The organism is Prosthecobacter sp., assembly GCF_044373815.1.
Lineage (GTDB): Bacteria > Verrucomicrobiota > Verrucomicrobiia > Verrucomicrobiales > Verrucomicrobiaceae > Prosthecobacter.
On record NZ_JBIPNG010000156.1, the window covers coordinates 1 to 13058 of the forward strand.

The following is a 13058-nucleotide window of genomic DNA, read 5'->3' on the forward strand; positions in this document are numbered from 1 at the left end:
AATTCATTGCCTCTTCCATGCTCACTATTCGCCTGGCATCTTATTCGAACCGAAGCTATTCAACCAAGCGAAGCCATGAAACACTTGCTCACCTTCTTCACGGTACTGCTGCTGGCTCCCCTTGCTGCGTTTTCGGGCAATGCGCCGCATGTGCTGCTTCGCGAAGCGCTGCAATTTGAGAACATCGGTGACAGCGGGCGGGTGCCGGGGACGATTCGCCTGATTTACGAGCATCTGCCGGAAGCGATGGTCACTCTGTGGCCGTGGCACCTTCATGAGCGCGAGCGCGCGATGCTGGTGCGCGCATTTCCGCAACTCCACATCGTCGAGGGCGAGGTGGATGATGCTGGCAACGCGTCAACACCCGCGCTGGCGGCGACGTGGAAGGCGGCGGACGTTTTCATCACTCCAGCGCGAAACGAGAAGAGCTTCCGGGCTTGGGCGAAAACCGGCCGGCCCTACGGCCTCTTCGGATCGCACTTCGATCCAGTGTCGAACCGCAAAGACAGGCCGCAGGGCGACACGCTGGACGCGTTGCAAAAGCAAATCGCCGCGCTGCCTGCGGACCATTTCGACGGCCACTACAAGACACGCGAGCTCTATGATGGCGCGTCCTTCATCTTCGCACGCGACACTTATTCCCTCCAATATCTGAAGGCGCAAAAGCTACGCACCCCGATCGTGGAGTTCGGCCTGGATGGCACCTTCGGCATCGCGGTGCGCGATGAACGGCGGGCGCAGGACTGGCTGCGGCGCATCGGCGTGGAGGAGGGGAAATTCATCTGCGTGATCCCCCGCCTGCGCTACACGCCTTACTACCGGGTGAAAGATCTGCCGCGCGACCAGGGCGACTACGAGATCGACGCGATCAACGCCGCGCACGCCGCCCGCGACCACGCGCCGCTGAGCGACCTCATCACGCTCTGGGTGCGCGAGACCGGACTGAAAGTCATCCTTTGTCCCGAGATGACCTATGAGATCGTCGTGGCGAAGGAGCATCTCCTCGACCCGCTGCCCGCCGATGTGAAACCGAACGTCGTCTGGCGCGACACGTTCTGGCTCGCCGACGAAGCCTGCTCCGTCTATGCCCGCGCCACCGCCATCGTCAGCGCCGAATGCCATTCCCCCATCATGGCGCTTTCCCAAGGCACACCCGCCCTCTACGTGCGCAATCCCGTGGACACCGTCAAAGGCCAGATGTTCCGCGACCTCGGACTGGGCGACTGGGTCTTCGAGAGCGGCGAAACCAGCGGCCAGCAGCTCTGGGAGAAACTCAAACCTCTCCACGAAGACCGCGCCGCCGGTCGTGCGAAAGCACAAGCCGCGATGCAGCGAGCCGCCGACATTCAGAAACGTATGGTTAAGGCCATCGCGGATGCGGTGCTATCTGCCGCGAAGTAACCAGCCCTTTAACACCCGGTGAATCGTGATATCTCTCCGCATGATACTGAGCCAGCCTGGTCAGGAGATAGCTTCCTTTCTCGCAGGCCGTATCGTTTGGAGTCCATTCTCTCCCAGCCGGACAAGTGGTGGATCAACAAAAAGGAACGCGGTGTCGAACCGGCCAAGGAAGACGTGCGGGCGTGGTCGCTCGACTTGATGGTCGATGAAAAAGTCCAAGTTTGAGGTCATTCCCGACCTCACCGACGAAGGCAAAACACTTCTCGTTCTCCGCAAGTCACCGAGATCGAACGCCTCGCCACGCTGCCGGAGTGCCTCGCGACGCCGTAAAAGCGCGTCCCAATGGCTGGAGCTAATAAGGATGCGTTAGATCTACGCTCCACTTGTCCCACTATTCGAAATACGTATCTTCGTGTGAGTACGGCGGCGCACAGCAGCAAAGGAAACGCAGAGTCTGGGTAGCCGTTATCTGATGACAGGCGTTGGGTGGAATCAGGATGGCATCGCCGGGGCCGACGTTGCGGGTATCTCCGTCGATCTCCATGGTCCCCTGCCCTTCGAGGATGAAGTAGAATTCTTCGCTGAGCTTGTGGTAGTGGCGCTCGGTCGGCTGGCCCACGGGAACGGTGGCTTCGGCGAGGCTTTGGTTTTGCACTGGCGCGTTGGTGCGGTCCAGGATGCTGCGGATGGTGCTGCCGTCCTTGGTGGTGAAGGGCGCCTGCTGGGAAAGCTGGTTGAGGGTCATGCGGCGCACTCTTAGCCTCAATCGAGAGGCTGGAAAACACAGATTTGCATGCCCTCAGATTTGATGGCCGTAGAGTTAATCAGATGGGAACAACCACGGAAGACACAGAATACATAGCAACCAGAGTCTGGTTCTTCTTCCGTGTTTTCCGCGGTCAACCTTCAGTGGCTCCTCTCTCAAACTCAGGCCACCAGCCCGAGCTCCGAACAAGCATGGGATGACCGGTCTGACGCAAGCAAGTCACCGATGGCGGTGAGTATCTCATTGGCCGAGTAGGGCTTGTTCAAGAACGTGTTGATCTGCAGAGAGGCCAGCGCGGCGGCCTTGTCCTGCCGGCCTTTGGCGCTGCCCATGCCGCTGGTGGCGATGATCTGGATGGTGGGATCCATCTTTTTCAAAGTGCGCGACAGGGTGACGCCATCCATGAAGGGCATCATGATGTCGGTGAGCACGGCTTTGACCTCTCCGCGGTTCTGGGAGAACTGGGCGATGGCTTCCGTGCCGTCTCCTGCGGTGATGACACGGTAACCGTGCGCACACAGGGTCTTCTGCACGACTTCACGAATGATCTCTTCATCGTCCACGACGAGGATCAGCTCTCCCTGGCCGCGTGGGGCCTGCATGGCCGGTGCGGCGCTGCTGGCCGCCACCGCATCCGGTGCGGCAGGCAGGTAGATTTCAAACACGCTGCCCACCGCGACACGGCTGCGCAGATTGACGAATCCCTGGTGGCTTTTGACGATGCCCATCACCGTGGAAAGTCCCAGCCCGGTGCCTTTGCCGGTCTCTTTGGTAGTGAAGAAGGGATCAAAAATCTTGTCGATGACATCGGCAGGAATGCCATCTCCGGTGTCGGAAACGCGGATCACCACATAGGGGCCGGGCATGGCGTCCACGTTCATGGCGGCGAAGTTTTCATCCAGCCGGGTGTTTTCCGTGGTGAGCGTCAGGACACCGCCGACAGGCATGGCATCACGCGCGTTGACGCACAGATTGAGCAGCACCTGATGGAGCTGCGTCGGATCCCCGATGACTGGCCAGACGTCTTCAGGCGTGCTGGCTGAAAGGGTGATGTTCTTGGGGAAGGTGCCCGACATGATTTTCATCATGTCCGAGGCAAGCTGGCTGGTCTCCACCACGTGGCGCTGACCGCTCATGTCACAGTTCACCGTGAGCAGCTGCTTGATGAGATCCGCGCCGCGCTGGGCGTTGGTCTCGATGTTGCCGAGCATTTTTTCAAAGTCCTCAGGCGGCAGCTTGCGGCGCAGCATGAAGGAGGAGATGAAGATGGGCGTCAGGATGTTGTTCATGTCATGGGCGATGCCGCTGGACAGCCGCCCCACACTTTCCATGCGCTGAGAGCGCAGGAACTGCGCCTCCATGTTCTTCTTCTCCGTGATGTCCTCCACCACGGCGACGAAGGATCTCACGCCATCCATTTCCAGCACGCTGATGCGCGAGCGTGTGATGAATGGGGTGCCGTCTTTTTTCCGGGAGTTCATTTCACCCATCCAGGCTCCCTTCTCGCGCAGGACGCAGAAAAGTTCGTCCATCGCACGCCGGCCTTCATCCTGCGGCAGGCTTCTGATCACGGAGTAGTGCTGACCGATGAGCTCACCACCTTCGTAGCCAAACATAGTGTTGCAGGAGTTGTTGCTGAACAAAATGAGCCCGTCTTCATCGCACACGGTCACACCCTCGGCCATGCTTTCCAGCACCCGTCCCTGCATCTTCAGGGCTTCATCGGTCTTTTTGCGTCCTGTGATGTCCGTGTTGATGGCGAGCACCGATTTGGGCTGTCCAGCAGCATCGCGCACGAGCGTCCAGTGACCCACGATCACCAAGCTGCGACCGTCTTGGCCGATCTGGTGCAGTTCCCCCACCCATTCGCCGGTCTGAATGACCTGCTCGCTGGCCCTTTGAAACGCCTCTGGATCTTTATAGAGGAGCTGTGCCACTGAACGTCCGGCCACCTCTTGCGCGCTCCAGCCATACAAGCGCTCGGCCCCCTTGTTCCAATAAGTGATGTGATGTTCCAAATCATGCGCAAGGATGGCATCCTGCGCTTTGTCGAGGAGGGAGGCCTGCTCGCGGAATTTTTCCTCAAGCATGCGCCGCTCTGCCATCTCGCGTTTCAGCTCATCGTAGGCCTGCTCGGCTTTTTCACGATGGCGCACGGCGTCCGCCATCATACTGACAGCCGCAGCCTGGGACTCTTCCAGCTCACGGGTGCGGGCACTTACCATGTGGTGCAGATCGCCAAATTCGACCTTCGATTCCTGAAGCCGCAGCCACTTTTGCGTCAGCGCATTGGCCATCTGCAGGATCTCGATGGTATCAAAAGGTTTCTTCAGCACCAGCAGCCGGTCCTGGGGATTGATCTGGTCCTGCATGTCATTCCATGAGCAGTCCGAAAACGCCGTGCAAATGACCACCTGCAGATCCGGACAAACCTTCCAGATCCGTTGCGTCGTTTCGATCCCGTCCCAGCCTGGAGGCATGCGGACATCCACAAAAGCCATGGCATAGGGCCGGCCCTCAGCCAGCGCCTTCTCCACCATTTTCAGGCCTTCCTCTCCCTGGGAGGCGGTGTCGATCTCAAAGAGCATGGCCGCAGGAGCGCCGAAAATCCGGGCCTCAGCCGCTTGCAGTGCGGCGTCTTCAGAATCAGACTCGCCAAGGATTTTCCGAAAATCGTCATGGATGGCCTGGTTGTCATCGATGACAAGAATGCGGCGGTTGAGATTATCGGTCGTTTTTTTCATCGTGTGGTTTGGTTAAATTCGACAAGGGGAGTTCCAGGGTGAAGACAGCGCCGCAACCGACGCCCTCGCTCTCGGCCGTGAGCTTTCCGCCCATTTCACGGGCCGCCAGCGCGCCGCTGTGCAGGCCAAAGCCGTGGCCGTCTTTTTTGGTGGTGAAGCCGTGTTGAAAAATCCGCGTCAAGTTTTCCGGTGCAATGCCGCCACCATTGTCGATGACCTTGATCTGAACGGTGTCTGCGCCATTCAGCGCGACCCGCACTTTCATCTGTTTGTCTTTCCCCTGCTGCGCGAGCGCCTGCGTGGCATTGCTCAGAAGATTCACCAAAATCGGCATCACTTTGTGCCGGTCCAGCACCACGGGCGGCACCGCCTCAAACTCCCGCACCAAAGACACGCCATGACGCGACAGACTGGTGATGCTCATATTGATGGCGTCTTCGATGATTTCCACCACGTCCAGCGTTTCAAGGACACCCGCCACGCGTGCGTGGTTTTGCTGCATGGACACGATCTGCTTGATGTGCTCGATGTTGTTTTGCAGATGCCGAACCTCGTCCAGGATCGCTTTCTGTGGTTCTGCGAGGTTGTCCGCCAGCTGCACCAGGTAGCCGGGCAGTTCCCTGCCACGCGAGTCCTGCGTGAGGAACTCCGGGAGGTGGTGCTCATGCTCCCGCAGCAGCTGGGCCACATTCTTCAAACTGGAAATCCGGAAGTGCCGGACTTTTCCAGCCACAGTCTCTGCAGACACATTCACGCTGTTGAGCACGTTCCCCACGTTGTGCAGGACATTCGTGGCCACCTCAGCCATGCCGGCTTGACGTGATGTCTTGACCAGCTGCTTGTGCGCCTCGGTCAGTTCCGCCGTGCGTTCGATCACCTGGTTTTCGATCTGCGCATTGATGCTCTCCAACCTGCTGCGACGTTTGGCTACTTCCAGGGTCTCGGTCAGGTTTTGCTGAATCGAGATCATCAGGAAGACGTCTTCAATCATCACCCAGCCGACGTACTCCAGCCACCGCCACTGGCCGGCATCCATCACGCCAAAGATGGACTGCGGCCACAGCATGCCGCGCACCAGATGATCCGCCACCACCACGAGGGTGGCCGTGACGAGCACGCGCCAGTCGCGATAAAACGCCAGAAAGGTGAGTGAGCCGAAGATGTGGAAGTGAGTCTCAAAGCGACCGCCGGTGAGATGAATCAGGAGCGCCGAGGTCAGAATCTGCGCCACTGCGATGACATGACGGGTGACCACGCGCCCAGGCTGCCGCCAGGCTAGCAACACGGGGGCAGCGCTGATGGCACCACCTAAACAAATGGCCGCCCAGACATGCCACAGGGGCTGGATTTTTGAGCCATTCCAAGCCATGGGGGAGATCCACATGGCGATCACGATCCCGCCCAGCCACTGCATGACCATCAACTTGGCAAACAGGCGGTCCGTCAGGATGTGGTTGCGGCGTTGGGAAATGCGGTAAAGTCGGGCGGTACGCTCCTCTTCGACCGCTGCGAGTTCGGCATTTTTGCGGGCGATTATGGAGTACATGAAGCCCCTCCTTGCGTGGTGTGGTTCGCAAGCAGCCCCTTTTCAGCGCGGTGAATGGTGACTTTTGTCATGTTCGACACGTAATTTTAGCATTATTTATAATTTATGTAAATTAATATAAGCATTGCTTTGCCCAATTTTTAACCATGCTTCAGGTGCTAAATCGCCATTTAGTGGTTGGGTTGGTTCTGGCTTAAGTGCGTTGGGTCGCGCCTCGGCGGCGTTTGGAAAATGGAGGCAGCGCGTGGCTTTGGGAGGAATGCGAGTTGATGGGTGGGTGGCTGCTGGCTACTCCTTGGGCTATGCCCCATGGATTTCCCCTCGAACAGTGCCGTGCAGTGATCACCGGAGCGTCTTCTGGACTGGGGGCGGAGTTTGCGCGGCAGCTGGCTCCGGGTGCGGAGGTGCTGGTGCTGGTGGCGCGGAGGGCGGACGCTTTGGAAAAGGTGAAAATGGAGCTGTCTGGGACGCGGACAAAAGTGCTGTGCTGTGTGTCGGATTTGGCAACGGAAGCGGGGCGGAGTGATGTGTGCGCGTTTCTCGCCGCTAATGGGGTGAAACCGAACCTGCTTATCAATAATGCCGGGATGGGTGATTATGGGAGCTTTGCGAGTTCTTCGGCGGAGAAGACGCGGACACAGATTGAACTCAATATTACGGCGCTGACGATGCTGACGCATGCGCTGCTGCCGCTGATGGAGACGCCGGGGGGGATCTTGAATGTGAGCTCGCTGGCGAGCACGCTGCCGATGCCGGACCTGGCGGTGTATGCGGCGAGCAAGGCGTATGTGACGAGCTTTTCGGAGGCGCTGGCGATTGAGCTGGCGCCGAAGGGGATCACGGTGAGCTGTGTGTGTCCGGGTCCGACGCCGACGAATTTTAGTCAGACGGCGAAGCGGGCGGGCGGTGGGGACACGAACCGGGATGGGCAGGCTTTGCTGCGCATTCCGCCTGCGCAGGTGGTGCGTGTGGCGCTGGGGGCGCTGCAGGCGGGGCGGGCGTGTGTGTTTCCGGGGGTGGGTGTTGCGATTGCGAGGCGGGTGTTTCGGATGATGCCGCGGGGGATCATGCGATGGGTGCTGAAGCGGCGGAGTGGCAAGGAATGAGCTGGTGATGGGATTCGGGGTTTATGCCGTGTGTGTGGAATGAGATTGTTATGCGAGTGTTTGGTCCGGATGGGAGGAGTGACGGATTGGTAGAATGATGGAGGGTCAAATGATTTGGATTGATGGCTTCGGGAGACATCCTTTTGGAGAGAGCGGGTTTGTTTCTATGGATCGTGAGGTGAGATGCTTTTTAATGGTCGTTGCGCGGGGGTGGTGGGGTGATGTACATTTGAGGCGTGCGCTGTCCTGCCTGCCGAACTCTTGCGATTGAAACTGATGCTGCCTGCGGGCAGTGCGGGTTTTCGCTGGAGGCGGCGGACCGGGCGTTTGGGATTGCTCCGGCGTTGCGGCGTCCGATTGCGGACATGACGGGGGTGCTGGGGGCGTTTTCGCTGAGGCGTGCGGCGCATGTGATTGCCGAGGTGGAGCGGCGGTTTCCGCAGTTGAGCATCGCGGCGGTGCTGATGGATGTGCCGGCGCAGGCGCCGCTGCTGCCTTATGCGTTTTGGTTGTTCAACCGTGGCAGTTTATCGAGTGCGGTGGACAAGGGGGGTGCGAATCATCTGGTGATGCTCATTATTGATACGAGCACGGACCGTGCGATCACGATGGTGGGCTATGGTCTGGAGCCGTTCATGCAGGAGACGCATCTGCAATCGTGCCTGCAGGCGGCGGAGCAGCCGCTGCGGCGGAGGCGGTATGCGCAGGCGATTGAGTCGTTTGCGCGGGAGCTGGACCGGCAGCTGGTGGAGCTGTGCCGTCTGGTGCCGAAGCAGTTTGGGCTGGTGGATGAGGCGCAGTGGCTGAATGCCGGTGCGGCGGGAGAAGATGCTTTGGGGATGGCGGAAAATCTGTATTGATGTGTCATGCTGACACGTCGCCACTTTTTGTCTTTGAGCCTTCTGAGTGGAGGGGCTTCCCTGCTCCGCGCTGCGGAGTTTTTGCCGCAGTCGGTGACTTTCAAAGGGGTGGATAAATTTCGGCAGGTGGTGGCGCAGGCGGTGGCGGGCAACTGGGCGGCGCTGCCGATGGGGGCGCGGGTGGCGCAGTTCGGGCAGGCGCTGCGGGGCATCAAGTATGTGGGCTGGACGCTGGAGATTGACGACCGGATTGAGTCGCCTTCGGCGAATTTTATGGGGCTGGACTGCTGGACGTTTTTTGAGATCTCGCTGGGGCTGGCGCGGATGATTGGGAGGAGGCGGAGTGCTTACTCGCCGAGCGATCTGCTGCGAGAGATTGAGGAGACGCGGTATCGCGGGGGTGTGTGCCGTGGGAACTACCTGGACCGCATTCATTACCTGGATGAGTGGTACTCGGACAACGCGGCGCGGGGGAACATCCGCAATGTGACGCGTGAGGTGGGGCCGGTGGTGAGGCTTACGGGACGTGGCAATGATGAGATGTCGCTGAATCCGAAGTTGTATCGTTATCTGCGGGCAAATCCGGTGCTGGTGCCGCTGCTGAGGCAGTTGGAGGCGAGGCTGGAGAAGGTGCCGTTTGATTTCATTCCGAAGGACCAGGTGGCGGCGTGTGAGTCGCGCATTCAAAGCGGCGACATCATCGGCATCGTGACGAACCGCGCGCATGTGTACTGCTCGCACGTAGGACTGGCGCTACGGACCGGTGACGGAGCCTGCCATTTCATGCATGCGTCGGCGACGTACAAGAAGGTGGTGGTGGACAAGACAATTCATGAGTATTTGAACTCGGTGAAGAGTCATGCGGGGATCGTGGTGGGAAGGCCGCGAGGATGAAGATAACCGGGGAGTTTGGTCAATTTTTTGCACCTCCCCCCTTCTCACGCTTTGAGAAGGTTCAGATATGGTGCTAACCAAAAGCGGTCGCCAGCCAAAGTAGCAGGCTGCTGCTGCCCGAAGTTCTGCGTGGAGGGACGGATAATTATCGCACTGCGAAAACCCGCGGCACCGGCAAAATCACGGCATTAAACAACGGACCTGTTCGATAATCTTGCGTCCACTTTGTAGCTGAGCGGAGAATTCTCGGGTGTAAGCTTGTTTGCATGGATTGGCCCGCCCTTGTATCAACTGAGTCTGTAAAATTCTGCGCGACTTTGGCAGCTGCTTTCATCGGCACAAAGCTGGCCCTTAGGCAGCAAAGGAAGAATAAAATGTGGGAAGACGTGAAGAAGGCTTATGACGAGTTGATCCACGCGCTGTCGGTGCTAGCCAGTCGGAGTGAAGTTTTGGCGGCGCGCACAGAAAACTATCAGATAACTGATGCCAAAGCACGTGAAAGAGAGGAGGAGCATGCTGCAGATGCCGCTAATGCTCGTTTGCTGCTGAGTCGTTGGAGGCAAAAGAGGGGATATGTTATTTCTGAAAAGGCTCAGACACTGCTTCATGAACTTGAAAGCGATCTCTATGGGTGTTGGGCGGGTGGGGGACCCGCCGAGTTCTACTACAGTGAAGCTCAAGGACTTTATCGCAGTACACTTCAAGGCATCGTTGAAGAGCAACGGCATAATACCTGATAAGGTAAGCTGCCAATGGCTTCGCGCGCGATGGCACTGACGCTGCTGGCAGGCCAAAAAATGAGAATGCATGCTTTAAATAAGTATCATTCACCCCCGTCCCTTTTTTCGTAGGGGAAAAGAATACTAAACGCAGCAAGCATCATGATGCGGGCTTGCCGAAGCAAACGGGGAGCGATAGAACTTCAGGCATGGCCGCCGCTGCAAAAAAATCTACCTCCGCCAAGTCGAACCCACCCGGCCGAAGCCTGCCACCCGCCACGGAGAAGGATGTGCGCGTGCGGGTATTTGAAGGGCACACGGACGTTGTCTGGCGCGTGGCGATGCCGGAGGACGGACGCTTCGCGCTCACCAGCAGTGACGATGGCACGGTGCGCCGATGGGCGCTGACAGAGGATGGCGCGGCGGGAGAGATCGTGTTCCAAGGGAAGAAGCCTCGAGGCCTCGCCGTGACGGCGGATGGCAGCCGCATGGCAGCGGGGGATGAGAATGGAACCATCCGCATTATTGATTTCTCCACTGACCGCGTGTTGCACGAATGGAAAGGGCACAATACTTTAGTTCGCCGACTGACCTTTTTTTCTCATGACAGAGAGTTGTTGAGCGCACCGCAAACCGGCCATCTTGGCCGATGGAATGCGGACTCCGGTGCCCACATCGCGGAGTTGAAGATGCCGTTCATCGATGCCTTTGGCGTTGCGGTCTCGGCAGGAACTACCCGGATCGTCGGCGCGGCTTTCAATCAAGGTCTGGCCGTCTGGTCTGAGTTCGAGAGCAAAGAACCGGTCATTTTCGCCGAGAAAGTCGCGGACCAGTCCCCCGTGAACCTGAGCGCCGATGGCCGCTTCGCCTTCATCGGTACCCGCGATGGCAAGGTAGCGAAATGGGATCTCACCGTGGGCCGTCGTGTAGCGGCCTTCGAAGGACACAGTGGCAACGTGTCTGCCGTGGCGGTGACGCCCGACGGACGCTTCTGCGCCTCGAGTGGCACCGACCAGACCGTCCGCCTCTGGGCGGCGGAGACCGGCGAGTGCCTCACCGTTTTGGGCGGGCACATGTCCTCGGTGTGGGGCATCGCCATCACCCCCGATGCTCGCCGCATCGCCTCGGTCAGCGCCGACGGCGCCCTCCGCGTGTGGGACATCCCAAACGCCATCTTGGCCCGAGCGGCGTCCTCCCGGAAGCGCGGGTATGTGAATGCCAAGGTGGTGCTGCTGGGGGATTCCGGTGTGGGGAAGAGCGGGCTAGCGCTGCGGCTCTGGCATGATCGCTGGGAAAAGACGGAATCCAGCCACGGCATGGAGATTCAGCGACTGGTGCTGTCGAGTGCGGATACCGACCCCGAAGTGAGCCGCGAGGTGTGGCTGTGGGACCTCGCAGGGCAGCCCGACTACCGACTCACGCATCAGCTCTTCATGGAGCAGACCGCGTTGGCGGTGCTGGTCTTTGACCCGCAGAAGCCGGACCTGTTTGAAACCGTGGGCTACTGGCAGCATGCGCTGGGCAAAGTGGCGGCCAAGCACGCCGTGCCCGGCATTCTCACTGCCGCACGCTGCGACCGCCCTGGCCTGCGCCTCACGCTCGACGAAGTGCGCGAGTGGGCCGCAGCACGCAGCCTGCACGGCCCCATCCTCACCGCCGCGAAGGACGGCAAGCACCCCGGCGTGACGGAACTGCGTGCGCTCATTGAAAAGCTTCTGCCCTGGGACAAGCTGGAGTTTCGTAGCACGCAGGAAAACTTCCCTGCGCTGAAGGATGCTATCCTCGCTGTGCGCGAATACAAAGGTCATGGCGGCGTGGTGGTGAAGCCTACGGAACTGGAACGACGTGTGCGCAAAGCCGCGCCACATCTTTCCTTTACCCCGGAAGACCTCCGTGCTGTGACGGGCCTGCTCGCCGGTGAAGGCGTGCTGCATCAGCTACCCTATGGCGACCTCGTGGTGCTCAATCCCTGCTGGGTGAACAGCTATGCATCCACACTCGTAAAGCTGGCGGGTGAATCCATCGACAAACTCGGCCATGTGCCGCTGGCGAACATCCAAGCCGGCCAACTGCCCGCCGATGGCACACCGCGCCTTTCCCAAGAGGACGAAGCGCAGCTCCTGCCCGCGCTGGTGGCGCTCTTTTTGGAACGGGCGCTGGCCTGGAAGCAGGAGACGGACAAAGGTCCGATGCTGGTCTTCCCGAACTATGTGCGCCTGCCTCGCTCCACACCTCCTCCGCGTCCCGGCAAGACAGTGGTGTATCGCTTCACCGGCCCGCTGGAGGAGATCTACTGCACGCTGGTCGTGCGCCTGCATTACAGCGGCCTCTTTTCCGGCACCAAGCTCTACCGTCAGGCCGTGGACTTTGCCACCATCACCGATAAACTCGCTGCCCTGACCCTGCGGGAAAACGGCGAGCGCGGGGAGCTGGACGTGTACTTCGGCGACAAGCTCGACGCCGATGTGCAGGCGGCGTTCCAGCAGTTTGTGCACGAGCATCTCATGACCAAAGCGAAGAGCGTGGAGCGGCTGAGGAATTATTTCTGCTCTCTAAGTGCAAAGAGGAAGTCACCGACCGCCGCGCGATTGATGCCGCACTGGCGAAGAAGCGCACGAAGCTGGTGTGCAACTACTGCGATCCCGACGACGCCGGGGTGATTAATCTGAAGGATGTGCTGGAGAAGCAGTTCATCAGCAAAGAAGGTGGTGATGCCGCTGATGAAGCCGGGAGGAAGGCTGGCGAGAAGCAGAACACCGCGTCCATGGAGCAGGTAATGGTCGGTGAAGTGATGACGCTCGTCGGAGAAGCAGACCAAATTTATCGTATTCAAGCCGAGCCGGATGAAGGCGTGGACGGCGAGATCGAATTCCGCGATGCGAAGAAGAAGGCAACTGGCATCACCTTCCGGGTGCAGCTCAAGTCAGGCGATTCGCATTTGAAGAAGCGCAAGGACGGCACCGAAGTCTTTGCGATGAAGAAGCATTATGCCGACTACTGGGCTGGAAAAGAGAAAGTGCCC

Annotated in this window: 11 protein-coding genes; 8 read left to right on the forward strand and 3 right to left on the reverse strand. The window is 59.3% G+C overall.

Going from position 1 to position 13058, the window contains the following annotated elements; genetic code table 11:
* Positions 1-75: 75 nt before the first annotated feature.
* Positions 76-1401 (forward strand): polysaccharide pyruvyl transferase family protein, encoded by a 1326-nt coding sequence (locus ACIREA_RS14255; protein ID WP_397382945.1) that lies wholly within the window; start codon positions 76-78, stop codon positions 1399-1401.
* Positions 1402-1419: 18 nt separating this feature from the next.
* Positions 1420-1626: a hypothetical protein gene (locus ACIREA_RS14260; RefSeq protein ID WP_397382946.1), complete on the forward strand. Its 207-nt coding sequence runs from the start codon at positions 1420-1422 to the stop codon at positions 1624-1626.
* A gap of 166 nt (positions 1627-1792) precedes the next feature.
* Here ACIREA_RS14260 and ACIREA_RS14265 read toward each other — a convergent pair whose 3' ends face one another.
* From ACIREA_RS14265 to ACIREA_RS14275, 3 genes are all read right to left on the reverse strand, one after another.
* Entirely contained in the window at positions 1793-2146 is a 354-nt protein-coding gene (locus tag ACIREA_RS14265; RefSeq protein ID WP_397382947.1) for a cupin domain-containing protein, read from the reverse strand.
* A 182-nt stretch (positions 2147-2328) separates the two neighbouring features.
* Entirely contained in the window at positions 2329-4911 is a 2583-nt protein-coding gene (locus tag ACIREA_RS14270; RefSeq protein WP_397382948.1) for a PAS domain S-box protein, read from the reverse strand.
* A complete protein-coding gene (locus tag ACIREA_RS14275) occupies positions 4892-6457 on the reverse strand; it encodes a sensor histidine kinase (protein ID WP_397382949.1) in 1566 nt (521 codons plus the stop codon). The genes ACIREA_RS14270 and ACIREA_RS14275 overlap by 20 nt, the downstream gene beginning before the upstream one ends.
* 302 nt (positions 6458-6759) lie before the next feature.
* Between ACIREA_RS14275 and ACIREA_RS14280 the strand changes: the two genes are divergently transcribed.
* From ACIREA_RS14280 to ACIREA_RS14305, 6 genes are all read left to right on the forward strand, one after another.
* Entirely contained in the window at positions 6760-7563 is an 804-nt protein-coding gene (locus ACIREA_RS14280) for an SDR family NAD(P)-dependent oxidoreductase (RefSeq protein ID WP_397382950.1), read from the forward strand.
* A 236-nt stretch (positions 7564-7799) separates the two neighbouring features.
* Positions 7800-8423, forward strand: coding sequence for a hypothetical protein (locus tag ACIREA_RS14285; RefSeq protein WP_397382951.1), 624 nt, complete (start codon positions 7800-7802; stop codon positions 8421-8423).
* A gap of 6 nt (positions 8424-8429) precedes the next feature.
* A complete protein-coding gene (locus tag ACIREA_RS14290; RefSeq protein WP_397382952.1) occupies positions 8430-9317 on the forward strand; it encodes an N-acetylmuramoyl-L-alanine amidase-like domain-containing protein in 888 nt (295 codons plus the stop codon).
* 266 nt (positions 9318-9583) lie between these two features.
* On the forward strand, positions 9584-10054 hold the full coding sequence (locus ACIREA_RS14295; RefSeq protein ID WP_397382953.1) for a hypothetical protein: 471 nt from the start codon (positions 9584-9586) through the stop codon (positions 10052-10054).
* Positions 10055-10245: 191 nt separating this feature from the next.
* Positions 10246-12696, forward strand: a complete 2451-nt coding sequence (locus ACIREA_RS14300) for a hypothetical protein (protein WP_397382954.1) — start codon at positions 10246-10248, stop codon at positions 12694-12696.
* The coding region (locus ACIREA_RS14305) for a DUF4365 domain-containing protein (protein ID WP_397382955.1) at positions 12660-13058 on the forward strand (399 nt) is incomplete at its 3' end. The genes ACIREA_RS14300 and ACIREA_RS14305, both read left to right, overlap by 37 nt.